At 43.3% G+C, this 23,645-nt stretch carries 25 protein-coding genes; 8 read left to right on the plus strand and 17 right to left on the minus strand.

What is annotated here, in order from left to right; translation table 11 throughout:
• Positions 1-78: 78 nt before the first annotated feature.
• The 8 genes from GWR56_RS03195 to pdhA all read right to left on the minus strand — a co-directional run bounded on the left by GWR56_RS03195 (position 79) and on the right by pdhA (position 6,957).
• Entirely contained in the window at positions 79-612 is a 534-nt protein-coding gene (locus GWR56_RS03195; protein ID WP_162429725.1) for a YceI family protein, read from the minus strand.
• 88 nt (positions 613-700) lie between these two features.
• Positions 701-1,351, minus strand: coding sequence for an HD domain-containing protein (locus tag GWR56_RS03200; RefSeq protein WP_162429726.1), 651 nt, complete (start codon positions 1,349-1,351; stop codon positions 701-703).
• 56 nt (positions 1,352-1,407) lie between these two features.
• On the minus strand, positions 1,408-1,638 hold the full coding sequence (locus GWR56_RS03205) for a helix-turn-helix domain-containing protein (RefSeq protein ID WP_162429727.1): 231 nt from the start codon (positions 1,636-1,638) through the stop codon (positions 1,408-1,410).
• Between the two features lie 146 nt (positions 1,639-1,784).
• A complete protein-coding gene (locus GWR56_RS03210) occupies positions 1,785-2,489 on the minus strand; it encodes a uracil-DNA glycosylase family protein (protein WP_162429728.1) in 705 nt (234 codons plus the stop codon).
• 1 nt (position 2,490) lies between these two features.
• On the minus strand, positions 2,491-3,276 hold the full coding sequence (locus tag GWR56_RS03215) for a zinc-dependent peptidase (RefSeq protein ID WP_162429729.1): 786 nt from the start codon (positions 3,274-3,276) through the stop codon (positions 2,491-2,493).
• A 12-nt stretch (positions 3,277-3,288) separates the two neighbouring features.
• Entirely contained in the window at positions 3,289-4,008 is a 720-nt protein-coding gene (locus tag GWR56_RS03220) for a DUF3667 domain-containing protein (protein WP_162429730.1), read from the minus strand.
• Between the two features lie 232 nt (positions 4,009-4,240).
• A complete protein-coding gene (locus GWR56_RS03225) occupies positions 4,241-5,923 on the minus strand; it encodes a pyruvate dehydrogenase complex dihydrolipoamide acetyltransferase (protein WP_162429731.1) in 1,683 nt (560 codons plus the stop codon).
• 38 nt (positions 5,924-5,961) lie between these two features.
• The gene (pdhA, locus tag GWR56_RS03230; RefSeq protein ID WP_162429732.1) at positions 5,962-6,957 is read right to left on the minus strand and encodes a pyruvate dehydrogenase (acetyl-transferring) E1 component subunit alpha; all 996 of its coding nucleotides are present in this window, start codon (positions 6,955-6,957) and stop codon (positions 5,962-5,964) included.
• A gap of 584 nt (positions 6,958-7,541) precedes the next feature.
• Here pdhA and GWR56_RS03235 point away from each other — a divergent pair.
• Together GWR56_RS03235 and GWR56_RS03240 are read left to right on the plus strand one after the other, a co-directional pair.
• Positions 7,542-8,117, plus strand: coding sequence for a C40 family peptidase (locus tag GWR56_RS03235; RefSeq protein ID WP_162429733.1), 576 nt, complete (start codon positions 7,542-7,544; stop codon positions 8,115-8,117).
• Between the two features lie 57 nt (positions 8,118-8,174).
• Positions 8,175-9,287, plus strand: coding sequence for a CapA family protein (locus tag GWR56_RS03240; protein ID WP_162429734.1), 1,113 nt, complete (start codon positions 8,175-8,177; stop codon positions 9,285-9,287).
• Here the strand turns inward: GWR56_RS03240 and GWR56_RS03245 are convergent.
• Entirely contained in the window at positions 9,284-9,469 is a 186-nt protein-coding gene (locus tag GWR56_RS03245) for a hypothetical protein (protein ID WP_162429735.1), read from the minus strand. The genes GWR56_RS03240 and GWR56_RS03245 overlap by 4 nt on opposite strands.
• 263 nt (positions 9,470-9,732) lie before the next feature.
• Between GWR56_RS03245 and GWR56_RS03250 the strand changes: the two genes are divergently transcribed.
• From GWR56_RS03250 to GWR56_RS03265, 4 genes are all read left to right on the plus strand, one after another.
• The gene (locus tag GWR56_RS03250; RefSeq protein WP_162429736.1) at positions 9,733-10,185 is read left to right on the plus strand and encodes a 3-oxoacyl-ACP synthase; all 453 of its coding nucleotides are present in this window, start codon (positions 9,733-9,735) and stop codon (positions 10,183-10,185) included.
• A gap of 146 nt (positions 10,186-10,331) precedes the next feature.
• Positions 10,332-10,706 (plus strand): RNA-binding protein, encoded by a 375-nt coding sequence (locus GWR56_RS03255; protein ID WP_162429737.1) that lies wholly within the window; start codon positions 10,332-10,334, stop codon positions 10,704-10,706.
• 260 nt (positions 10,707-10,966) lie between these two features.
• Positions 10,967-11,530: a ribosome recycling factor gene (gene frr / locus GWR56_RS03260; RefSeq protein ID WP_162429738.1), complete on the plus strand. Its 564-nt coding sequence runs from the start codon at positions 10,967-10,969 to the stop codon at positions 11,528-11,530.
• Positions 11,531-11,758: 228 nt separating this feature from the next.
• A complete protein-coding gene (locus GWR56_RS03265; protein WP_162429739.1) occupies positions 11,759-13,519 on the plus strand; it encodes an ABC transporter ATP-binding protein in 1,761 nt (586 codons plus the stop codon).
• A 266-nt stretch (positions 13,520-13,785) separates the two neighbouring features.
• Here the strand turns inward: GWR56_RS03265 and pyrH are convergent, their stop codons facing one another.
• From pyrH to GWR56_RS03300, 7 genes are all read right to left on the minus strand, one after another.
• Positions 13,786-14,490: a UMP kinase gene (gene pyrH, locus GWR56_RS03270; RefSeq protein ID WP_162429740.1), complete on the minus strand. Its 705-nt coding sequence runs from the start codon at positions 14,488-14,490 to the stop codon at positions 13,786-13,788.
• A 51-nt stretch (positions 14,491-14,541) separates the two neighbouring features.
• The gene (gene nagA, locus GWR56_RS03275; RefSeq protein ID WP_162429741.1) at positions 14,542-15,663 is read right to left on the minus strand and encodes an N-acetylglucosamine-6-phosphate deacetylase; all 1,122 of its coding nucleotides are present in this window, start codon (positions 15,661-15,663) and stop codon (positions 14,542-14,544) included.
• 180 nt (positions 15,664-15,843) lie between these two features.
• Positions 15,844-16,695, minus strand: coding sequence for a translation elongation factor Ts (gene tsf, locus GWR56_RS03280; RefSeq protein ID WP_162429742.1), 852 nt, complete (start codon positions 16,693-16,695; stop codon positions 15,844-15,846).
• Between the two features lie 94 nt (positions 16,696-16,789).
• A complete protein-coding gene (rpsB, locus tag GWR56_RS03285) occupies positions 16,790-17,647 on the minus strand; it encodes a 30S ribosomal protein S2 (protein ID WP_162429743.1) in 858 nt (285 codons plus the stop codon).
• Between the two features lie 19 nt (positions 17,648-17,666).
• Complete coding sequence (rpsI, locus tag GWR56_RS03290; protein WP_162429744.1) at positions 17,667-18,053, minus strand: 30S ribosomal protein S9; 387 nt, start codon at positions 18,051-18,053, stop codon at positions 17,667-17,669.
• A gap of 25 nt (positions 18,054-18,078) precedes the next feature.
• On the minus strand, positions 18,079-18,516 hold the full coding sequence (gene rplM, locus GWR56_RS03295) for a 50S ribosomal protein L13 (RefSeq protein WP_162429745.1): 438 nt from the start codon (positions 18,514-18,516) through the stop codon (positions 18,079-18,081).
• A 495-nt stretch (positions 18,517-19,011) separates the two neighbouring features.
• Positions 19,012-20,031 (minus strand): aldo/keto reductase, encoded by a 1,020-nt coding sequence (locus GWR56_RS03300; RefSeq protein WP_162429746.1) that lies wholly within the window; start codon positions 20,029-20,031, stop codon positions 19,012-19,014.
• Between the two features lie 113 nt (positions 20,032-20,144).
• On the opposite strand from GWR56_RS03300, the gene GWR56_RS03305 reads away from it, so the two are divergent.
• Entirely contained in the window at positions 20,145-20,474 is a 330-nt protein-coding gene (locus GWR56_RS03305) for a hypothetical protein (RefSeq protein WP_162429747.1), read from the plus strand.
• A gap of 23 nt (positions 20,475-20,497) precedes the next feature.
• On the opposite strand, the gene GWR56_RS03310 is transcribed toward GWR56_RS03305, so the two are convergent.
• On the minus strand, positions 20,498-21,478 hold the full coding sequence (locus GWR56_RS03310; protein WP_162429748.1) for an acyl-ACP desaturase: 981 nt from the start codon (positions 21,476-21,478) through the stop codon (positions 20,498-20,500).
• An 811-nt stretch (positions 21,479-22,289) separates the two neighbouring features.
• Between GWR56_RS03310 and GWR56_RS03315 the strand changes: the two genes are divergently transcribed.
• Positions 22,290-23,636 carry a sensor histidine kinase KdpD gene (locus GWR56_RS03315; protein WP_162429749.1) on the plus strand — a complete coding sequence of 449 codons (1,347 nt, stop codon included), beginning with the start codon at positions 22,290-22,292 and terminating at the stop codon, positions 23,634-23,636.
• Positions 23,637-23,645: the final 9 nt, after the last annotated feature.

Raw genomic sequence — 23,645 nt, forward strand, 5'->3', positions numbered from 1 at the left:
ACTATTTGTAAATGGTTATAATTAACATATACAGTTGTATATGTGTTAATTTATTGTTGCCATTTATTGCGCCGGCCTTTAATTATTTATTGCCCGGGCCTCTATAAATATGGTAACGTCGTCGCTCATGGTCATGCTGCTGCCGCCAACGCCAAAATCTTTACGGTTTATTTTAAAACTGCCTTTAAAATTGCTGGTGTTGCCCTGCTCGGTATAGTTAAATGGCACTTCAACAGGTTTGGTTGTGCCTTTTATAGTAAGGTTAAAACGCCCAACAAAACGACTGTCTTTTTTTTGAAATGACAACGAAGACATGGCTATTTTTGGATAGGTATCCGCGCTAAAATAGTCTTCACCCTTCAGGTGCCCGTCGCGCATGCTGTTATCAGTGTTTATGGTATTTGCGTCAGCAGTCGCCTCGATTTTGCTGCCGCCGGGGTTTGCCGGATCAAACATAATATTACCCTGCACCCCACCAATGGTACCGCCGGTTTTAATGCCCAGGTTTTTTAATTCAAAAGTTATTTTAGCACTGGTGATGTTGCTTTTATTTTGAGCGAAAGCCCCGGCAGTAATTATTAATATGACTATTGTTATTAAGATACGCTTCATGGTTGGATATGACATTTTTTATACGGCAGGGTTTAATTAACCCCGATCTGCATTTGCCAGCAATGGTAACGGCTTTACAGTTATAAAATTATTGCGGCGCAACTTCCGAATAAAACTCCTTTAAATATGCCTCCATAAAAGTATGCCTGCGCTGCGCGAGGTGACGACCGGTAGGGGTGTTCATTTTATCTTTAAGCAACAGCAGCTTCTCGTAAAAATGATTAATGGTGGGTGCGGTGGTGTTTTTATATTCATCCTTTGTCATATTCAGCTTAGGCTGAATATGGGGATTGTATATCTCCCTGCCCTTAAAGCCGCCATAAGTAAACGCCCGGGCAATGCCTATGGCGCCGATAGCGTCGAGCCGGTCGGCATCCTGTACTACAGCCAGCTCCTTCGAATGAAAAGCCGCTTTATCAAAGCTCGCCTTGAAAGACATGTACCTGATGATCTGTTGTACGTGAACAATAACATCGGCAGAAACGCCGATTTCAGTCAGAAACTTACCGGCAGTAGCCGGGCCAATCTCTTCATCGCCGTTATGAAATTTGCTATCGGCAATATCATGCAGCAGGGCAGCCAGCTCTACCACAAGCACATCGCAGTCTTCGGTTTTTGCTATCTGTTTGGCATTTGTCCAAACGCGGTAAATATGCCACCAATCGTGGCCCCCTTCGGCATTTTTTAAAGTTTCCTGTACAAAGGCTACGGTTTTATCCAATATATCGGTGCTGTTCATGGGTTGCTGTTTGTGCAAATATAACAGTTGACCTTTATTTGGATGGCTTAGGGTGGTTAAGCGGCGGCTGTCTTCTCGCTTCCAATCAGCTCCGCCATATCTGTTTCCAAAATATCAGCTATCTGAAAAAGGCGCTCTACAGTGATCTTTGTATAACCCAACTCTATTTTACTATAGGCATTTTGGGAAATACCGAGTTTTGCGGCCAGGTATTCTTGTGTATAGTTTAGCTTTTCGCGCTTATTACGGATATTGGTTGCGACAGCTTTTGCCCTCTGATTCAACATGTACTCGCTCTTTTAGATTTTATAATACCATATAAACGAGATTGTTTGCCGCGCGGATTTCAAAAAAATATTTTTAAAAGTAATTTTTTTTCACAAATACTCCGGCTGATATCTCTAAACCGCGGGGCGCCAGGCTTTAAAACAGGTTACGTAACTATACCGGCGTCGGCAAAGGCTTGCAAATATTTATCAATATACAGCTGCCTGGTTTTAGATCTGTATTGCACTATAAACCGGGGATGCTCTAAGGCTACTATCTTGTTAAAAAAGCCATGAATTTCGTTCAATTTTTTCAGGAATTTTTCGTTTTGCCCGGTGCCAAAACAAAAGCAGGTATCTGTATAGCAGCCCAGGGCAACTTGCTTTTTTATGTTATCGATCATAAAAGGCGTGACGGTTGTGCACAGCTCTTTACTATCATAATAGTTGTAATTTTTTTCCTTCCCCTTATTATCAATAGTGGTAAACCCCAACGGGCAAAGCGAATTAATGTAGATTTTGCTGTAAAATGCCTTTGCCCCGCCAAAGGCGTTTATCATTTCGTAAATGTATACCGAAGATGGCTCATGGGTTAGTTTACCGCTGTATCCGATACCGCATTCGGCTATTAAGCGTTTCGGATCGGTAAAGGGTACGCCTGTAACACCACCGCCAAACCTGCCGGGGTTGATCCCCAGAATAAGGTGGCGCTTATTGTTATCGCTGTAATACTTGCGATAAAACGTTGATGATATCTGCAGGGCATGCTCTTCTTCGCGGTAAGGGTTCATTATCCGGATGTTGGCAGGTAATAGTGGCCCGGTATATTCCAGCTGCCCGTTAAACGCTATTACCTTTTCAGCGAAGTTCATATTAATTATTTTGTGCGGGATTTTGTGCAAATACTTTGCTCAGTATGTCATATAATTCAGGATGCCTGGTGTGGAACTGGTCGGGCTTTTCAAAAAAATATTCAGATACTATAGCAAAGAACTCTGCTTCGTTAGTAGTGGCATACCCACTAATATCCGAGTGGCCCGCCTCTATCCTACGGATCTCCTGGTGCATCATCCGCACCCAGGGTTCTACATATTCATGTTGCAGGAATCCCCCGGGTATCCCGTCTGTGGCGCCATCGGCGTTATCAAGCAAGTGCACAAATTCGTGGATACCTGTATTTTCTTTACCTGAATTTTTGGAGAACCCCTTTACCAGCGCGTTGCGCGATAATATCATTTGCCCGTTCATATACCCGCTGCCCACCATCCCCATAATATTACGCCCCTCGCCGCTGTCGCCTTCAAACTGAAAGTCCTTATCAAAAGTATCGGGATATAAGAGCACGTTAGTAACGTTGCGATAGGTCCAATCTTTAAAACTAAATATCGGGATCACCGCGCTCGATGCTATCATAATGCGGTCGGTATCGGTAACTTCAAGGCCCACTCCCTCGATACGCACCGCCTCTAAAAACTGTTCTATCTTATCTTCAAAGTACAGTTTATCGGTATCTGATAGTTTGTTGTAGTAATTAATATGCTGCGTAAGCAGTTGCTTTTGCGCGTCGTTTAGAACAGTTTGCGTTAATGCGCGCCTTTTTTTACGCTGAAATATTGTAAAACAGATAACAAGGGCAAACGCGATGAGGAAGTATAGCATGCTATCCTGTAATTAATGCTTGATTACCTGGTCGATCACCGTTCCTATTATAATTGAAATAACAAAAAACGTTACCATCCCCAATATATAAGCGCCTAACGCTTTAAAATAGGAGCTTACTTTACGCTGATCGAAAAACTGGCCTATGGCCCATGCACAATAAAGCACTCCTACGTACCCTCCAGCTTGCACCAGGCTAATATGTGTTATACCCTGAACAATTGCAAATAACGTAAATATGAGCATGCCCATACCCATAATAAAACACAGCAGAATGAGGATCTCAAAAAAATTATAGTTGTATTTTTTAAAAAATATTTTAGCCCACAATGCAATAAACATCCCCATCATAATATTCGAGTACCCATAATGATTAGCTATCCATTCAAATATCGCATCCGTTGCGGCACTTCTTGTGTCCCCTACTTTTACGTAACCGTCTTCGATATGAAAAAAGTGATTTATAACGGTATAGATCAATGAAGTAACAATGATGAAGATAACTGGCTTTACAAGCCGGCTCCTGTTCTCCGAAATAAAATCACGTACATTTTCGCCCGGCCTTATTAGTAGTTCTTTAACGGTGAACAATATGCCTCGCTCAAAATGCAGGATGTGTTCAATTTCATGGGCGATGTAATGCGCATCGATGCGTTTTAGTACGGCGGGCTGTCCGCAGTTGGAACAATAATTTTGATCTATTTCGGTATTGCAATTTTTACAGGCAGGCATTTTTTGCTTAAATATTAAGGATTTTAAAGCTGTAAATGGTTAACCATTAGCGCTGCATAAATATAAACAGAAAAAATTATTCTCCATGCCTATGTCAGCTTAAACCGGCCCTGCCGAACACCATTTGTTGTAAGTTAGCCGCAGCACCACATAGTATTAAATAAAAAAGCGATGAGTAAACCCATCGCTTTTTTTTAAATCCGAAATCGTAAATCCGAAATCCGAAATCAACCTATATCATCATCCTTACCGGTTCTTCCAATAATGATTTTAAAGTTTGCAGGAACGCGGCCCCTGTTGCACCATCAACCACGCGGTGATCGCAGCTTAAGGTTACCTTCATAACGTTACCAGGTACTACCGCGCCGTTTTTAACAACCGGCACCTGCGCTATACCGCTAACGGCAAGGATACAAGCGTTTGGCGTGTTAATGATAGCCGTAAACTCGTCAACACCAAACATACCAAGGTTTGATATGGTGAAGGTTGAGCCTTCCATTTCGGCAGGCTGTAATTTTTTTGCTTTTGCTTTACCGGCAAACTCTTTTACCTCCTGCGAGATATGGCTTAACGATTTGCCATCGGCAAATTTGATAACCGGCACCAGCAGACCTTCGTCTACGGCTACGGCAACACCAATGTGTACGTGTTCGTTTGCGCGGATCTTATCGCCCAGGAATGATGAGTTTATGGCAGGGTGCTGTTTCAGCGAAACGGCTACGGCCTTTACTACAAAATCGTTAAACGATATCTTAACCGGCGCAACCTCGTTCATTTTATTACGGGCGGCAATTGCCTGGTCCATATCAATTGACATGGTTACATAAAAATGCGGCGCGGTAAATAAGCTTTCAGATAACCTGCGGCTTATTGCTTTACGCATTTGCGTAACATTCCTTTCAGTAAATTTCTCTTCGCCTGTGTAAGCGGGTAAAATAACCGATGCTTTCTCGGCAGGGGCGCTTGCTGCCTGTTCCTGTGGTTTAGCGGTTTCCGCAGGTTTTGCCGATGGCGTAAACTCTTCCACATCTTTTTTAATGATACGGCCGCCGTCGGCGCTTCCCTTTACATCATTAAGGTTGATGCCTTTTTCTTTAGCGATCTTACGTGCAAGAGGCGATGCCTTAACGCGGCTATCATCGGCAGTTGAGCCGGCTGATGTGGCAGCAGGTGCAGCTTCGGCCGCCGCAGCGGGTGCTTCTTCTTTGGCTTCGTGGGTAACTGTCGTTTCCTCAGATGCCCCGGCACCACCATCGTTATCCAATAACGGTTGTATATCGGTACCTTCTTTACCTACAATGGCAATAATATCGTTTACCTTAGCGGCTTCGCCTTCCTTAACACCAATATATAGCAGCGTACCTTCTTCATAGCCCACAACTTCCATAGTAGCTTTATCCGTTGCTACGTCAGCCAGCGAGTCGTCAGATTTTACTTTGTCGCCAACTTTAAAGTTCCATTTTTCAATAGTCCCTTCGGTCATCGTATCGCTAAGCAATGGCATGCGTATTACAGTAGCCGGTATGCTGGCGGTATCTACCTTTGGTTTTGCAGCCTCGGCAGGCGCAGGCTTATTATCCTCGGCTGCAGCCGGCTTCTCTTCGTTTTTCTCTTCCGGTTTGGCTGGCGCGGCTTCGGCACCGCCTGCGCCATCTAAAAGCGCTTTGTAATCTTCGCCTTCTTTACCTAAAACCGCAATAACGGCATCAACAGGAACGGCGCTACCTTCTTGCACGCCTACATAAAGCAGGGTGCCGTCCTGGTACGATTCAAAATCCATAGTGGCCTTGTCAGTTTCTATCTCGGCTAATACATCGCCCGATTTTACCTTGTCGCCAACTTTCTTATGCCATTTAGCCAATACCCCTTCGGTCATGGTATCGCTCATTTTAGGCATTTTAACTACTTCAGCCATATATAAATGTGATGAATATTGTTAGTGTAAATTTAGTGTTAGTCGCGTATGTAAGGATAATCCTGTTGCACGTACACATCAGTATATAGTTCTGATGCTTCCGGCCACGGCGATTCTTCAGAGAATTTCACGGCCTCGTCTACCTGCGCCTTAACTTTTGCCTCTATTTCTTCAAACCATTTATCATCAGCATAGCCTTCTTTTTGTATAGTTAGCTTTACAGTTTCAATGGGGTCTTTTGATTTGTAGCTTTCCAGTTCCTCTTTGGTGCGATACTTTTGCGGATCGCTCATCGAGTGCCCTTTGTAGCGATAAGTACGCATTTCCAGGAAGGTTGGCCCCTCTCCGCGGCGTGCGCGCGATACGGCCTCGTCCATTGCATTATGCACCGCAACCGGGTCCATACCATCAACCGGCGATGAGGGGATACCGTAAGGAAGACCTAATTTATAAATATCAGTTTGAATCGTTGTACGCTCAACAGATGTACCCATGGCGTAACCATTGTTTTCGCAAACAAAAATTACCGGCAATTTCCATAGGGCTGCCATGTTAAAGGTTTCGGTTAACGCACCCTGGCGCACGGCGCCATCGCCCATGTAGGTAATGTTTACGTTATCGGTGCCTTTATACTTTTCGGCAAAGGCTATACCTGCGCCCATAGGTATCTGGCCGCCTACAATACCATGCCCGCCATAAAAATGGTTTTCTTTATCAAACATGTGCATAGAACCGCCTTTGCCCTTTGAGCATCCGGTGGCTTTACCATACATTTCGGCCATTACGGCGTTGGGGTGCGTACCTTTTGCCAAAGCATGCGCGTGATCGCGATAAGCGGTTATCAGGCTGTCCTCGTGACGTATAACAGACATGGCGCCGGCTAATACCGCTTCCTGCCCAATATACAAGTGACAAAATCCGCGTATTTTTTGCTGACCATATAACTGGCCGGTCTTTTCTTCAAACTTACGCATCAGGAGCATAGACTCGTACCACATCAGGTAGGTGTCTTTAGTTATTTCGATTGAACTCATTTATTAAAAACAAATTTCTATGAGAAAGTGCAAATCTAATTATATCCTGCAAATAACCGAAACTGCAACCAATTTGTTATGAATAATTTGTTTAAAGGCGCCGGACAGGTTTATGATGCATGCATAGCATTTTTATAAAAAGCGAAATATCATTTGGAAGCAGCTTAACTAAGGATATTTATATGCGGGCAAAATACTGCTAACCCGCAATTTTCTTTTCGCAGAAATTCTCAAATAATAATGTAATATGGGCTAATATTTGACCCTATCCACCATTTTGCTACAGTTTTTTAATTGAGGTAGTTAAGTTTATTTCGCAATCCGCATGCTTTCGGTAAAACACTTACCGCACCACCTGCAGCCATCGAAAAATAATTTCACAGGTAGAAATATCAGCGCGACTTTTTTATTTAAGCGATAAATAATTAACAATGGTTAAAAAAATTATCTGAATCGTTAGGAAAAAATTTATCGCTTTTAATTTGGTAATTTAAATATATTGGATAGTTTTGTATTCACAATAGACAGAAACGTCCAGTTTAATATACATTTGTTGTCCTAATTACAACAACTTAATAGATTAAATGAAGAAAATTACAATTGCTATTGCATTATTCCTGAGTGTTTTAGGCGCACAAGCTCAAACAAAAACTGTTCCAAGCCAGGCTGCAGAAAATGCAGAACAAGAGAGCTTAGCAAAAGATTATCTTTCGCAAATTATGGGCGTCGCGGTTTCGGCGACCTCTAACATGAAGCTTTTTCATTTCGTTTATGATTGGATAGGCACTCCCTACCGTTTTGGCGGCAGTTCAAAAAAAGGGATCGACTGTTCGGCGTTTACCAAACAATTATACAGCGACGTATTTAACCTGACTATCCGCCGTAATTCGCGCGATATCTTCAGTATGGTTAACCCCGTTAGCAAGGACGACCTTAAAGAGGGCGATCTGGTATTCTTTAAAATTCACAGCCGCAGCATATCACATGTGGGCATTTACCTGGGCAATAACAGGTTTGCACATGCATCATCTCGTGGTGTTGCCATAAGCAGTTTAGACGATGCTTACTATAGCCGTTATTTTTACAAAGGCGGCCGGTTATTAGAGTCATTTAAAAATGAACTTTCATCGTCAGTTGCTGATGATGAACCTGCCAACTAAATAAACCTAAATTAATATCCCTGATCCTTTCACTAACCATGAAAGGATTTTTTTATTATGAAAACCCGGTTTATACAATGCTTTTTAATATTAATAATAGCGGCCTGTACTCGTCCCCCGTCGGGCAGCCCTGTCATTAAAAACCCGGTTGCAAAAGCACAGCCGTCAACCGCCGTCGCACCGCCCGATGCGATAAATATAGCCGCAGTTGGTGATATTATGCTGGGCTCATCATATCCCGACAGCACCTGCCTGCCTCCCGATAGCGCAAAAAACAGTTTTAAACACGCACTAAAAGACCTGCGCGAAGCCGACCTGGCGTTCGGCAACCTGGAAGGGGTACTGTTGGATACCGGTGCACCTGTTGGGTATAAATTACGATTTAAGCATAAGGGTTATCTTTTTAGGATGCCCGCCAAGTTTGGCAATGTGTTAAAGGATGCCGGCTTTGATATTTTAAGCGTTGGTAACAACCACTCAAACGATTTTGATGTGGCGGGGCGTAAAAGTACTCTTAAAGTTTTAGACAGCCTGGGCATACATACCGCCGGCTTTAAATCCCATCCGTCAAAAACATTTACCTTAAATGGCGTTAAATATGGTTTTTGCGCGTTCTCGCCAAATGGGCAAACCGTTTCGCTATTGCAAACGGCCAGGGCAAAAAAACTTATAGCCGGGCTTAAATCCAAAGTTGATATTGTTATCGTATCGTTTCATGGAGGCGGCGAAGGCGTTGATTACGAGCACGTGCCCGATTCGGCCGAGATATTTAAAGGAGAAAACCGCGGCAACCTGCGCGCATTTACACATGCTGCTGTTGACGCGGGTGCCGATGTGGTTTTTGGGAATGGGCCCCACGTAGCCCGTGCAATGGAGTTATATAAAAACCGCCTTATAGCTTACAGCTTAGGCAACTTTGTAACTTACAAAGGCGTAAGCATAAGCGGGATTTGCGGTATAGCGCCGTTACTTAAAGTCAGTATCAATAAACAGGGCGAGTTTTTAAACGGACAAATAGTATCGTATAAACAAAGCCATCAAACAGGCCTGCGGTTTGACACACTTAACCTTGCGGCACAGCGCATAATGGCCCTCACCCTGGCCGACTTTAGACAACCCGGCTTAAAAATTTCGCCATCCGGCAAAATCAAACCGTCAACTGCCAATTAAGCTTCGTCCTTGGTATTGCGCACCAGGCTTACCCCGGTAAAAAAGAATATAACAGATATTAACCCCACAACAGTTAACGTTGTTGCCGAGCCGCTATGCTGTATTATTTGAATACCGGTATAAATTAATCCTACTATACCTAATACCGTAAGTATAGCTCCAAAAGTACGTTTTAAGTTCATTTTTCTTTATTAGTTATGGTTAACAACTATTCATTAACCACTTTACCACCAGTTTGTTTGAAATATACATGCCTGTAAAAAAGCAACATATATCATAAAACTGTAAATTAGCCGCCGTAAACGTACAATTTTCATAAAACGTACGTTTATATCTCTGTAAGTGCCTCGCATTTACATTGTGATAAGGTTTAGGTTGAAAGTCCCCGGGCAGCGAGTGCCTGGGGCTTTTGTTTTTATGGCTTTAGCCATCTAAGTTTTACAAAATGAATGACATGAAAGCAAAGCTGCACGCGCTGTGCGTTTCGTATGTAACAAACCGTATGCAGGCCGCCCAACAGGCAATAGCCGAAGCCCAGCAGGCACAAAGTGACGATACCAAAAGCAGCGCAGGCGACAAATACGAAACCGGCCGGGAAATGGCACAGCAGGAAACGAATCGAAATTTGGCGCAATTGAACGAGGCTAACAAGCTAATGGTAGCGTTAAATACCATTGCCTTAAACAGCACATCGCAAAAGGCAGAAACCGGCAGCGTGATCTGCACTAATAACGGAAACTTTTACCTGGCCATAAGCGCAGGTACATTAACGATAGATGGCAGCGATTATATTGCTGTATCGCCGGCATCGCCTATAGGCCACAGGCTAAAAGATAAAAAGGCCGGCGATGAGTTTATTTTGAATGAAAAAACTTATCAAATACAGCACATTCTTTAATTTTTATGCCCGCGATTTGCACACGGATAGAAAATAAAAAATATAGTTTAACAAATTATTGTACAATTGATTGATTTCTATTCTATATTTGGTGTAAACAAATAAAATGACAGCTAACAACTGATCATTACTAAACTAATTTTTTGATGAACATATTCGTAGGAAGCCTTCCGTACTCATTAGAGGAAGCAGATTTACAAGAGCTTTTTGAAGCTTATGGTGAAGTAAGCACCGTTAAAATTATTATTGACAGAGAATCCGGCAGAAGCAAAGGTTTTGGATTTGTTGAAATGCCGGATGATGAAGCAGCACAAAAAGCTATCTCGGGCTTAAACGGATCAGAAGTTAGCGGCCGCTCTATAGCTGTTAGCCAGGCTGAAGACAAAAAGCCAGGTGAGCGCAGAGGCGGCGGTGGCTTTGGTGGCGGCAACCGTGGTGGCGGCGGCTATTCAAGAGATAATAACAGAGGTGGCGGCGGCTACTCAAAAGATAACAGAGGTGGCGGCGGCAGCCGTTGGTAATCTGTAAAAATTACTAAAAAGCAAAGCACTGTATTAACGGTGTTTTGCTTTGATTTTGTTAACACGCTTTCATGAAATTTGTTAGCGTGCTTTTTATTGCCTTTTTTTAAGGTATGGCTTTGTCATCAGGCTTGCATGCCGGCGCCGGTAGCTATAAGCAACCAAGCTTTAGATCACCGGCCATAAATTGTTTTGGTTTGATGGCCCGGATTAAGGGGCTTTGATACTTTTTATTATTTTTGTCAAAAAAACTATAACCAATGAGCGAACTCATTAAGAAACAAGTAACTGATGCAAAAGCTTTAATGGATAAAGCGATTGCCCATGCAGATAGCGAATTATTAAAGATACGCGCAGGCAAAGCCAACCCATCCATGTTAGACGATGTGCATGTAGATTATTATGGCACTCCTACCCCGCTAAGCCAGGTAGGCAGCGTAAATACTCCGGATGCGCGTACTATTGTTGTACAGCCATGGGAAAAAAACCTGCTGCCGGCCATAGAAAAAGCCATTAAAGAAGCCAACCTGGGTGTTAACCCGCAAAACGATGGCGTGATTATCCGCATTAATGTACCGCCGTTAACCGAAGAGCGTCGCCGCGAACTGGTTAAAAAAGCAAAAGGCGAAGCCGAGAATGGTAAAATAGCTATCCGCAACATCCGCAAGGATGCCAACGAAAAGATAAAAAAATTAAAAACCGAAGGTGTTTCTGAGGATGAAATAAAGGTTGGGGAAGCTGAAGTACAGAAACTAACCGACTCTTACATCGTTAAGGTCGACCAACTATCAGAAGCTAAAGAAAAAGATATCATGACGGTTTAATTAAACCTGCTTAAATATTAAAGGGATGGCCGAAAGGTTCATCCCTTTTTTGTTGATGTTCATAGAGACGCAATACATTGCGTCTTTTACAATCAATAGGAGGCGCGAGGTAGAGGCCTGAACTATCGTGCCTCTACGATATGTCATGCTGATTTTATTAACCCAATTGTCAAATTAAAGGGAATGAGCTATTTAGCCATTCCCTTTTTTATATTTTTGTGTTACAACATGAAACTACTCTTATCCTACTTATCAAAACATCGCTGGACAGTTGTCTTGGCGTTGTTGCTTGCCGGACTAAATATTGGCTTTTCGCTGGTCGACCCTATGATCACCGGTAATATTATGGATAAATACATAGTACCTAAAGATAATGTAGTCCATCCCTTCGAATATCGTTTTTACGGTGCCTTGGGGCTTGTAGGTCTGGCCATCGGCGCAGCCATGATATCGCGTATCGCCAAAAACTTCCAGGACTATTTTACAAATATCATCGTACAAAAAACCGGCGCCGAAATGTATGCTGATGGTTTAAAACATTCGCTTGAATTACCTTACCAGGTGTTTGAAGATCAGCGCAGCGGCGAAACCTTAGGTATACTGCAAAAGGTTAGGTTGGATAGCGAAAAGTTCATTACTTCATTTATCAGCGTTTTATTCGTGAGTTTAGTGGGGATGATCTTCGTGATCGTTTACTCGTTAAAGGTAAACTACCAAGTAACGCTGGTTTACTTTTGCGCTATTCCTATCATCACGTTCGTAAGTATGGCGCTAAGCAAGCGCATTAAAACCATCCAACGGAAGATCGTAGGAGAAACTACAGCACTGGCCGGGTCAACTACCGAATCATTACGAAATATCGAGCTGGTAAAAAGCCTAGGTTTGGTTAAGCAAGAGATCGCGAGACTTAACCAAACCACCTATAAAATTCTAGACCTGGAGTTAAAGAAGGTGAAATATGTGCGCAGTATGAGCTTTATCCAAGGGACGGTAGTGAACCTGGTGCGCAGCATAATGGTGTTAGTATTACTTGTGCTGATATTTAAAAATGAATTAACGCCCGGCGAATATCTTAAATTCCTGTTCTATTCGTTCTTCTTATTTAACCCATTGCAGGAACTTGGGAATGTTATTCAATCGTGGCGCGAGTCGCAGATTTCGCTGGCTAATTTTGAAAATATCCTGAATACACCAATAGATAAAAAACCGGAGAAACCCGTATTATTGGAAAAAGTAAGGACACTTGCATTTGATAATGTAAGCTTTAAGCATTTAACTGCTAACCGCAATGCGCTTAATCATATCAGCTTTAAAACAACAACCGGCCAAACCATTGCCTTTGTAGGCCCATCGGGTTCAGGAAAAACTACTTTGGTAAAACTGCTGGTTGGTTTGTATCAGCCATTGCAGGGCGATATTCTTTATAATAATATCCTGAGTAAGGATATCGACCTTGATCAGCTACGCGAAAAGATTGGTTTTGTAACGCAGGATACCCAGCTCTTCTCTGGTACCATTCGCGAAAACCTGCTGTTTGTAAATCCGACCGCAACGGATGAGGAATGTATGAATGTATTGCAGCGTGCGGCTTGCCAAACCCTGCTTGCCCGTGCCGACAAAGGCCTTGACACCGTTATCGGCGAAGGCGGCGTAAAGGTATCGGGTGGCGAAAAGCAACGTTTATCTATAGCGCGGGCATTACTGCGCAAACCCGACCTGCTGGTATTTGACGAGGCTACTTCATCGCTGGATTCCATCACCGAAGAAGAGATCACCGATACCATTCGTGATGTATCGGTCCTGAACGACCATATCACCATATTGATAGCCCATAGGTTATCTACCATTATGCATGCTGATTGTATTTACGTGCTGGAAAAAGGTCATATCATCGAATCAGGCAAACACTTCGACCTGATAGACCAAAAAGGCCTGTACTACGCCATGTGGCGCCAGCAAATTGGCGAGAAGCATACGGTGGATGCGTAGGTACCATCACACCCGCGCGTCATTGCGAGGTATGAAGCAATCTCTTTAAGCTACTCCTTTATGCAAGGCGTATACCCGCCCTAAAGAGATTGCCGCGCTACGCTCGCAATGACGGGTTATAATCAAAGTGGGCTGCCGGAATCCGGCAGCCCACTTTTACTTTTCGTCATGCCGAATTTATGTCGGCACCTCTCGGGATAATAGGGTTTGCAAATCTTATGCTCAACGTGGAGGATGCTGAAACCAGTTCAGCATGACTATTATCTTTATTTTACCAGCGTACCAATTGGTTCGCCTTTGGCAATTTTCATGAAGTTGCCTTCTTTGTTCATATCAAAAACGATGATAGGTAACTTGTTTTCCTGGCAAAGGGTAATGGCGGTCATGTCCATTACGTTTAGCCCTTTATCATACACCTCCTGGAAGGTGATCTCGTCGTAACGGGTTGCGGCAGGGTCTTTCTCCGGGTCGGCAGTATAAATACCATCAACACGGGTGCCTTTTAATACAACATCGGCTTTTATCTCAATTGCGCGCAATGATGCCGCGGTATCGGTAGTAAAATATGGGTTACCGGTACCGGCGCCAAATATCACAATTTTACCGCATTCTAAATGGTGCATAGCACGGCGGCGTATGTAAGGTTCGCAGATCTGCTCCATCTTAATAGCCGACTGCAGGCGGGTTTCTACACCAATACTTTCTAAAGCGTTTTGCAGGGCCATACAATTGATCACGGTGGCCAACATGCCCATATAATCGGCCTGGGCGCGTTCCATCCCGCTTTTTTCGGCGCTGAGTCCTCTAAAAATGTTGCCGCCGCCAACTACAACGGCAATCTCGATGCCCTGGTCTTTTACAGCTTTTATGTCGTGTGCGTATTGCAGCACTTGGTTGTTATCAATACCATACTGGCGTTCGCCCATCAGGGATTCGCCGCTAAGCTTTAGTAGAACTCTTTTGTATTTCATTTATAAAGGGAGATTTATCAAAAATAGATAATAAATGGTATTGTTAAAATTTTATGTGGTTGGTGTTAAATAATTGCCGTTTATTATAGTGGCCAGAGTTTGGTACTGCTCATTAAATACGATCAGGTCGGCATCAAAGCCTGCTTCAATTTTACCCTTAGTTTTTTTTGATGCCAGTTGGGCGGGGTAAAGCGACGCCATGTTAATAGCTTCAGCCAGTTCAATGCCTACCTTTTCTACACAGTTTTGTACCGCTTTAAGCATGGTAAGGCTCGATCCTGATAAGGTGCCATCGGGCATCACGTATTTATCGCCCTCTAACCTGTGCTGGTAAGTGCCCTCGGTAGCCGCGGTAACCGCATCAGTTATCAAAAATAGTTTATTTCCCAGTTCGCGCTTGGCCAAACGTATCATGGGCCAATCCACATGATTGCCGTCGGCAACAATGCTGGTATATGGTTTTTCCTCGAATATAGCGGGAATGTAGCCCGGTTCGCGGTGGTGCATTTGCGGCATCGCGTTAAACAGATGTGTAACTGCTGGTATAGGTTTATTTAAAAACCCTTTACCTTGTTCGTACGTGGCGTTGCTGTGCCCCGATGAAATAATTACACCCTGGGCATGCAGGTAATCTATTACATCCTGATCCTGCAATTCGGGGGCTATGGTCATCATGGTGATAACGCCCTCAGCTTGTTCTATCCAGCCTTTAACTTCGGCAAGTGTTGCCTTTTTGATAAGACCGGCCGGGTGCGCCCCTCTTTTAGCAGCATTCAGGTACGGCCCTTCCAGGTGTACGCCCCAAAAGTTACCCCTTGCTATTTTGCGGTACTCTTTAGCTGCCGCGATGCCTTTTTCAACAATATCATTGGTGTTGGTGCCGATGGTTGCAAAGAACCCCGTAGTGCCCTGGTCAAGCAGGTCATCCTCCATACGCTTTAAAGCTGCCGCTTCGGGCTTGCCGGCAAATAATTTACTGCCGCTGCCATATATCTGCAGATCAATAAAACCCGGGGCAAGATATGCGCCGTTCAGGTTTCTCTTTTCGACACCTGCAGGTATAGCTGTTTCATCAACAATAGCCTTGATCTGGCTGCCTTCAATTAAAACGGCTTTGCCTGCTGCGATGCTACCATCCGAAATCAGGGTGAGGTTATGAAGTGCTGTTATCATAGTGTCGCGTATTTAACAGTTTACGTCATTGCGAGGAACGAAGCAATCTCTACAATAGAAGGTCAATCATGCAAATCGTTCAGCACAGTTCTGAGATTGCTTCGTTCCTCGCAATGACGCGTGGTTAAGAAATCTCAGGGCAAAAAAAATCCCCTCGTTAATAACGAGGGGATAATATAATTAAGCTCCTAAAGCTACCCGCTTAAAAGCGGTAACGGTTAGGCCTTTATCAACCGTATCTAAGAACTGGGCAACAGTTTTAGATGAGTCTTTAACAAACTCCTGGTTTAATAAAGTTGAATCTTTGTAGAATTTGTTAAGCTTACCTGCAGCAATTTTTTCAACCATTGCTTCCGGTTTGCCTTCGGCACGGATCTGGTCTTTTGCAATTTCCATTTCGCGCTCAATGGTGGTGGCGTCAACGCCATCCTTATCAATAGCAACAGGGTTCATGGCCGCAATTTGCATAGCAACGTCTTTACCTGCTTCGTCAGCACCATCAACAGCTTTGCTTAAACCAACCAGCACGGCTAAACGGTAGTTACCATGTATATAGGCAACAACCTTATCGCCTTCAATAACTTCGTATTTAGAAACACCTATCTTCTCACCTATTTTACCGGTTTTGTCGATAACTGCATCGCCAATTTTAACACGTGCATTTTCAACGTCAATTTCCAGGTTGTAAAGTTCTTCGATAGAAGCTGGCTTGGCCTGTACTGCTGCGTTTGCTATTTCGTTACCAAAGGCAACAAACTCAGCGTTTTTAGCCACAAAATCTGTTTCGCAGTTAAGCTCGATGATAACGCCGGTCTTAAAATCTTCAGAAGTACGTGCTATAACAACACCTTCGTTCGATTCGCGGTCCTGGCGGCTGGCAGCAACCTTAGCGCCTTTTTTCCTTAAAAAATCAATAGCAGCTTCAAAATCGCCGTTGGTTTCAGTTAAAGCTTTTTTGCAATCCATCATGCCCGCACCTGTTTGCTGGCGCAGTTTATTTACATCTGATGCAGATATTTGTACTGTAGACATTGTATATGTTTTATAAACCCCCAAACCCCCTGAAGGGGGCTTAGAGATATTAATTATTATTTCCTATTCCCCCTTCAGGGGGTTAGGGGGTAAATTATTCTTCTGTTGAATCAGCAGCAGGGGCTTCAGTTTCAGTAGCAGCTTCGGCTGTTACTTCTGCAGTCCTTTTACGTTTGCCACCTTCAGAGCGGTCAGCTACTTCAGGCGCATCAGCTTTTGCTTTAGCAGCAGCTGCTTCTTTTTCAGTTTCGTCTTCTTTCTCGCGTTTGCGCTCATCTAAACCTTCTTCGATAGCTTTGATGATAATACCGGTGATCAATGAAATTGATTTGGTAGCATCGTCGTTCGCCGGGATAGGGAAATCGATGTTAGATGGGTCAGAGTTGGTATCAACCATCGCAAATGTTGGTATGTTAAGCTTTAAGGCTTCAGATACCGCGATGTGCTCTTTCTTAACGTCGATCAGGAACAATGCAGCAGGTAAACGGTTAAGATCCGAAATACCACCTAACAAGGTTTCTAATTTAATGCGCTCGCGCTGTATCATCAAACGTTCTTTTTTCGACAGGTTGCTGTAAGTACCGTCCTTGGTCAATTTATCGATGTTCGACATCTTTTTGATCGACTTGCGTACGGTAGCAAAGTTGGTTAACATACCGCCCAACCAACGCTCGGTGATGTACGGCATGTTTACGCTTTTTGCATGTTCAGCTACAATATCCTTCGCTTGTTTCTTTGTTGCAACGAATAATACCTTACGGCCTGATTTTACAATTTGTTTGATAGCTGAAGCAGCTTCTTCAACCTTTGATAAGGTTTTATTTAAATCTATAATGTGGATACCGTTACGCTCCATGAAAATGTACTGTGACATTTTCGGGTCCCATTTGCGGGTAAGGTGACCAAAGTGTACACCTGCATCCAGTAAATCCTGATATGTTGTTCTTGCCATTGTTTGTGTCCTCCTTAAATTATCGTTTACTGAATTGGAATTTCTTACGTGCTTTCTTACGTCCTGGTTTTTTACGCTCAACCATACGGTCGTCACGTGTCATTAAACCTTTAGCGCGCAATGCCGGTTTCTTTTCCGGGTCCAGTTCAACAATAGCTTTCGCGATGGCTAAACGAACGGCTTCTGCCTGGCCTTTTACACCACCACCTGCAACGTTTACCTTCACATCAAATTTACCGGCCGAGCCAGAAACTTCTGTGGATTGCATAACGATGTATTGTAATGGTAAGGTAGGGAAGTACTCTTTGTAATCTTTACCGTTAACGGTAATGGCACCATTGCCTTCGCTCAGATAGATGCGGGCAACAGCGGTTTTTCTTCTGCCTGAAGTGTTAGTTGTTGGCATTTTCTTTTCTCCTTGTGATTAAAAATTAAACGGTTTTTGGATTTTGAGCGGCATGAGGATGCTCTGCACCTGCGTAAACATGCAGGTTACCATAAATAGCACGGCCTAAACGGTTTTTAGGTAACATACCACGTACGGCTTTCTCTATCACACGCTCAGGATGCTTTGCCATTAACTCTTTCGGAGAAATGAAACGCTGACCACCCGGATAACCGGTGTACGAAACATATTGCTTGGTGGCAAATTTGTCTCCTGTCAGTTTAACCTTGTCTGCATTAATAACAATTACGTTATCTCCGCAGTCTACGTGTGGGGTGAACCCTGGCTTGTGTTTACCTCTGATCATCATCGCGATCTTAGTACACAAGCGCCCCAAAATCTCATTGTTTGCATCAACAACAACCCATTCTTTATTAACGGTTTTCTTGTTGGCTGAGACAGTTTTGTAACTTAACGTATTCACTTGCTTTTAATTAAATTTATTAAACGTATACTTTACCCCGTATTTACGGGACTGCAAAGATAGGCTTAATTGTTTAATTAACAAATGGTTTTTGTGGAATTATTGGGTGGTATGGTGAGTGGTTAGATCGGTTGATCAGGTGAATGGTCAGGAAGAGTTGACAACAGGGTTATGGTAAACGGCGAAATAAAAATAGTTGTTGACCTAAGATCATAATTTATGAGAACCACTCACAACTCACTCAATCAACCATTCATCATTGTGGCGTTGCCTGTGGCCGGGCTTTACGCTCATACTGCGCAGGCCTTAGCCCAGGGCCGGTATCCGCTGCAATCTCTAACGCGGTTAAATGCGAAAGAGACGCGAGGTATCGCGTCTCTACAGCCAACCGTCATTGCGAGGTACGAAGCAATCTCCTGATAGACACGCGATATGCAAAGCATTCACGCATAGTTTTGAGATTGCTTCGTACCTCGCAATGACGGGTTGGTGGTCTTACCTCTTCTCCACCCTGTCATAAAACCCGCCGAAGCTGTTCATCTTCACAGCATCCTCGGCAAAGAAATCGCCGGGGAATCCCAATTCTATCTTGCTTGCTTCATCGAGTTTGGCTACATGTTCGGGGCTTAGGGTAACGTCTATGGTTTTCAGGTTATCTTTTAACTGGTCAACTTTGGTAGCGCCCACGATAGGAATGCAGCTGAAACCTTTGCTCATGGTCCATTGCAGGGCAACGTGGCTTTCGGATACGCCAAGTTCCTGCGCTATTTCCATTACCACACGGGTTATCTTCTCAGCGCGGGCATCAAGGCGTTTGCTGTCGGGCTTTATGCGGCCTTTATCGCCTTTTAAGTATTTGCCGGTTAATGCGCCACCGGCCAGCGGTGCCCAGGGGGTAACTGTCATACCGAAGTGTTTAGCCATAGGTATCAGTTCGCGCTCGGCAGTACGGGCCAGCAGGCTGTACTCTACCTGCAGGGCGATGAACTGGCTCCAGCCCATCAGCTCGGCAAGGGTATTGCCTTTTGCTACTACCCATGCGGGTGTATCGCTAATGGCGGCGTAAGTTATCTTACCTTGCTTGATCAGATCGTCCATGGCACGCAGCACCTCATCAATGGGGGTTATATCGTCCCATATGTGCAGGTAAAGCACATCTATAAAGTCGGTTTTTAATCTTTTCAAACTCTCCTCAACACTGCGCATCATATTTTTACGGTTGTTGCCGCTGGCGTTGGGGTTAGTGGTATTATCCTTTAAGGTGTATTTAGTGGCCAGTACAAAATAGTCGCGATCCTGATTAGCCAGGTAATCGCCGATAATTTTTTCGCTGGTGCCCAGCTTGTATATGTTGGCTGTATCCAGGAAATTGCCGCCCGCGTTGGCGTAGGCATCCATTATTTCAAAGCTGGTGGCAGCATCTGCCCCCCAGCCGCCTTCGGTGCCAAAACCCATGGTACCTAAACAAAGCTCGGATACCTTTAGCCCCGAGCGGCCCAATAATTTATATTTCATGATGGTAGTTTTATAATGAACGTTTTAAGCAAAACTGCGGTTTTAAAAGCTCAAATAAAAATGCCGGGTAAACAATAGGGTAAGCTGATTGTAAATATATTAAACGCACGCCCATGAAAATTATCAATACCGATACCCCGATAAATGCCAGTGAATACGCTGATTTTTTGCGGCAAAAACTACTACCCCTGTTTAAGGAGCGGCGCCAGGTGGAGCTTACCTTTAACATTGTAAATACCGACGACAGTATTGAGATACAAAATACCGATATCTACGACGGCTTTTTATTCCGGTTTGAGTTTAAAGGGAATGAAATAGATGTTATCAAATCTGAGCATTATACTGATGATGTAAATGTGCTCACGTTAGAGGACATACTAAATAACCTGTATATGGAATTCCCCGGAAGGGACAATATCAGTTTAATTGAAGAAGGCTCTTAAAAAGAGCCTTCCGTATTTATATCCTATCCGTATATCCAGCTGAACTTATATTCCAGCATAGGGTTTTTCATACGTTCGGCAACGCGTAATAAACGTGCAGGCAGGTTCATGATGTAATCGCGGGCTTTTTCGCCGTCTTCTTTCAGGTCGCTAACGCTCTCGATGTGCCAATCCTCAATCAATTCTTTTAATATATCTACGTAATCAATAGCGGTATATATACCGAGGCGTTCGGCGGCATCGGTAAAATGACCGAAGGTTTGCCCGATCTTTAAACCAATTTCGCGAAGGAAGTGCGCCGGCATCACAATTTTTTTACGCATCATATCTTCAAAAGCAAGCATAGCTTCGTTAGGGTCAACCTCAAATATTTTGCTGATGAAGTATTTATAGGCCTTGGCGTGGCGAGCCTCGTCGCCGGCAATAACACCGCACATTTTAGATAATAACGTGTCACCATCCTTTTTGGCCTGCGATGCCACCCTGCGGTGCGATACATTGGTGGCCAGCTCCTGGAACGACGTATAAATAAAGTTACGGTATGGGTCGTGGCCGGTACCTATATCAAATCCATCCGCAATTAAATAATGGGTAGAAACCTCCATGGCCCGCATATTCACCCGGCCGCTCAGGTATAAATATTTATTCAGCAGATCGCCGTGGCGGTTCTCTTCGGCCGTCCATAAGCGGGTCCACTTCATCCAGCCGCCTTCTTCGTTATCTGACACCCCCTCAACCATGGTTAACCACGATTCGTAGGTGGGCAGTGCTTCTTCGGTAATCGTATCGCCAATTAATACGGCAACAAGATCGTACGACAAGCCACGGGCGCTTTCCTGCATTTCTTTAATTTCGCTGAAAAACGTATCCCTTGAAGCATCAGGTAAAAAATCTGATGGCTGCCATATTGTATCAATGGGTTTTAAGTACTCGTTCATCTTTTCGAGCATGAACTTTTCTATGTGCCCCATTACCTCCTTACGTTTTTCTTCGTAAAATTTCATAGTCCTTTATTAGTATGCAAAGTTAGTAATTTAATGCCAATATATTATTTCACTATTTTATAGTCAACACCTGTTTCATGCACGCCAACAAAGTTTTTGATAGCGGGCGGGCCGTTAAATAAAACGAGACTTGAAATAAGGTCATCCCCGGCAAAGTGTGCCATACGGCTAACTCATAACTATTGTTAAAGTTTGACACCCTGAAAATTAAAGTACGCTTTTATCTACCTCCCCTATTGGCGGCTTATTGTATATTCCACAAAAAACTTTTCAGCGCTTTGCTGTTTATGCCCCGGGGCTATAGTAAGCCACCGATCATTATTTCGGGCGTTTCGTTAGGGATTTATTATCATTAAGGTAGCTGTAGTGGTAATCAATTATTAACTTTAACCCATACTTATCACATTGTTTCAAAACTTCATCAATATGTGCAAATACTTTCTCATGAGGTATAAAAGCAGCCTTGAAATATGCAAATGCAACCGGCAGCGTTACGTTTTTAAACCACAATACCTTAATTAATACAATGCTGTTGTTTTTTATGGGCTTTATACTTAAAACACCTTTATTTCACGTTTGCGCTAACCACGGTATGCAAACCCCGTTTTGCGGGCTATTTGCGCGTGTAAACGCTATTTACTGCGGGCTTACAGGTATTGGAGTGCTTTTTGCGTTAATGCCCTGCATAATTACTATAATAATAGGCAGCTTTGTTGTCAGCTTTGAAATTCCATTTTTAGTTACCGCGTTTTTCAATATATTAACCGTATAAAAGGCTGGGATTATTTTATATTATACTTAAGGACACAAAATGTTTGTTCAAATTTCAAAAGAGGAATATAAAAAGGAGATATCCAAAAGGGCATGGTATCAAACCAATAATATAATCTGGACAATTATATTTCTATATCCTATTTTCAGCATTATCGATTTCATTTACGCCAATGGCATTTGGCTGCAGTTTTTTATCGTAAGAATAATCACCGTGCTTGTTATATACGGCTTGTATAGTTTTTTTCAGGCCCGCAAGTATAATTACCGAACCCTGCTGCACATTTGCTTCTTTTTACTATCGGCAACCTGTGCTGTTTTATGTAATGTGGTTAATATACAGCAGCAAACAACCTATTACTTAATTTTTGCTACCATTATATTGTTTTTTAACCTGCAGGTTTTCTGGGAGCCCATCAACTCTATTGCTCAAACTTTGCTTGCCTTGCTGCTGCTTGCCGTTTGCTACAATATTTTAAGCGATTATTCTGTAGACCTGGTGATAAACAGCGGTGGCCAGATATTTTTCATCATCGCGTTTATATCCTGCCTTATCCCCAACGCCCGCTATAAAGTTATAGCGCGCGATGTACGCTCGCAGATACTCATCGAAAAATCGAACGAGCAGCTAAAGGAGCAAAACCACAACATTAACGAGAAAAACAATATTATAGACCGCCAATACGAACAGTTACGCAAGTTGGACGATCAAAAGAACAGCTTTATTAATATAGCGGGCCACGATCTTAAAAACCTTATCGGCTCCATCATCATGAGCAATAATATGCTAAGGGAAGAAGATTACCGCCTTAGCGCCGACCAAAAAGAATACACCGGTTACATTGCAGAATCGGCTGAAAAAATGCAGTACATGCTTAACAAGCTAATGGATGTTAAAGAGATCGAATCGCCTGAGATGAAATTTAACATGGAGATCTTTGATATCAATGCCGAGGTTACGCATGTGTTTAAGGGCCTGCTCGAAACTGCCCACATGAAAAACATACACCTTACCGATAATATTTTAAAGCTACCCCTTAACGTAAAGCTTGATAAGGTTTTTGTAGGCCAGGTATTTCAAAACCTGCTATCTAACGCCATTAAGTTTTCGCAAACAAACAACAACATTAAAGTAGTTACCAGTTTGCAGCGCCAAAAGTTTGTTTTTGAAATTATTGACGAAGGGGTTGCCATTGGCCAGGACGAATTGGATATGATGTTTAATAAGCTAAAAACGCTTAACGATGCATCGGGCACTATGGAAAGCAGGCTGGGCCTGGGCTTATCCATTGCCAAACTAATGACAAAAGAACTCGGCGGCGAATTAATTTACCGCAGCGACGATAACGGAAATTATTTTAGAGTAGAATTTTACGTAATAAACTAACGCTTATAA

The sequence above is a fragment of the Mucilaginibacter sp. 14171R-50 genome (assembly GCF_010093045.1).
GTDB lineage: Bacteria > Bacteroidota > Bacteroidia > Sphingobacteriales > Sphingobacteriaceae > Mucilaginibacter.

Bases quoted from the DNA above. Each gene is read 5' to 3' on its own strand.
- GWR56_RS03195 (WP_162429725.1), bottom strand. From the start codon at position 612: ATGAAGCGTATCTTAATAACAATAGTCATATTAATAATTACTGCCGGG.
- GWR56_RS03200 (WP_162429726.1), bottom strand. From the start codon at position 1,351: ATGAACAGCACCGATATATTGGATAAAACCGTAGCCTTTGTACAGGAA.
- GWR56_RS03205 (WP_162429727.1), bottom strand. From the start codon at position 1,638: ATGTTGAATCAGAGGGCAAAAGCTGTCGCAACCAATATCCGTAATAAG.
- GWR56_RS03210 (WP_162429728.1), bottom strand. From the start codon at position 2,489: ATGAACTTCGCTGAAAAGGTAATAGCGTTTAACGGGCAGCTGGAATAT.
- GWR56_RS03215 (WP_162429729.1), bottom strand. From the start codon at position 3,276: ATGCTATACTTCCTCATCGCGTTTGCCCTTGTTATCTGTTTTACAATA.
- GWR56_RS03220 (WP_162429730.1), bottom strand. From the start codon at position 4,008: ATGCCTGCCTGTAAAAATTGCAATACCGAAATAGATCAAAATTATTGT.
- GWR56_RS03225 (WP_162429731.1), bottom strand. From the start codon at position 5,923: ATGGCTGAAGTAGTTAAAATGCCTAAAATGAGCGATACCATGACCGAA.
- pdhA (WP_162429732.1), bottom strand. From the start codon at position 6,957: ATGAGTTCAATCGAAATAACTAAAGACACCTACCTGATGTGGTACGAG.
- GWR56_RS03235 (WP_162429733.1), top strand. From the start codon at position 7,542: ATGAAGAAAATTACAATTGCTATTGCATTATTCCTGAGTGTTTTAGGC.
- GWR56_RS03240 (WP_162429734.1), top strand. From the start codon at position 8,175: ATGAAAACCCGGTTTATACAATGCTTTTTAATATTAATAATAGCGGCC.
- GWR56_RS03245 (WP_162429735.1), bottom strand. From the start codon at position 9,469: ATGAACTTAAAACGTACTTTTGGAGCTATACTTACGGTATTAGGTATA.
- GWR56_RS03250 (WP_162429736.1), top strand. From the start codon at position 9,733: ATGAATGACATGAAAGCAAAGCTGCACGCGCTGTGCGTTTCGTATGTA.
- GWR56_RS03255 (WP_162429737.1), top strand. From the start codon at position 10,332: ATGAACATATTCGTAGGAAGCCTTCCGTACTCATTAGAGGAAGCAGAT.
- frr (WP_162429738.1), top strand. From the start codon at position 10,967: ATGAGCGAACTCATTAAGAAACAAGTAACTGATGCAAAAGCTTTAATG.
- GWR56_RS03265 (WP_162429739.1), top strand. From the start codon at position 11,759: ATGAAACTACTCTTATCCTACTTATCAAAACATCGCTGGACAGTTGTC.
- pyrH (WP_162429740.1), bottom strand. From the start codon at position 14,490: ATGAAATACAAAAGAGTTCTACTAAAGCTTAGCGGCGAATCCCTGATG.
- nagA (WP_162429741.1), bottom strand. From the start codon at position 15,663: ATGATAACAGCACTTCATAACCTCACCCTGATTTCGGATGGTAGCATC.
- tsf (WP_162429742.1), bottom strand. From the start codon at position 16,695: ATGTCTACAGTACAAATATCTGCATCAGATGTAAATAAACTGCGCCAG.
- rpsB (WP_162429743.1), bottom strand. From the start codon at position 17,647: ATGGCAAGAACAACATATCAGGATTTACTGGATGCAGGTGTACACTTT.
- rpsI (WP_162429744.1), bottom strand. From the start codon at position 18,053: ATGCCAACAACTAACACTTCAGGCAGAAGAAAAACCGCTGTTGCCCGC.
- GWR56_RS03300 (WP_162429746.1), bottom strand. From the start codon at position 20,031: ATGAAATATAAATTATTGGGCCGCTCGGGGCTAAAGGTATCCGAGCTT.
- GWR56_RS03305 (WP_162429747.1), top strand. From the start codon at position 20,145: ATGAAAATTATCAATACCGATACCCCGATAAATGCCAGTGAATACGCT.
- GWR56_RS03310 (WP_162429748.1), bottom strand. From the start codon at position 21,478: ATGAAATTTTACGAAGAAAAACGTAAGGAGGTAATGGGGCACATAGAA.
- GWR56_RS03315 (WP_162429749.1), top strand. From the start codon at position 22,290: ATGTTTGTTCAAATTTCAAAAGAGGAATATAAAAAGGAGATATCCAAA.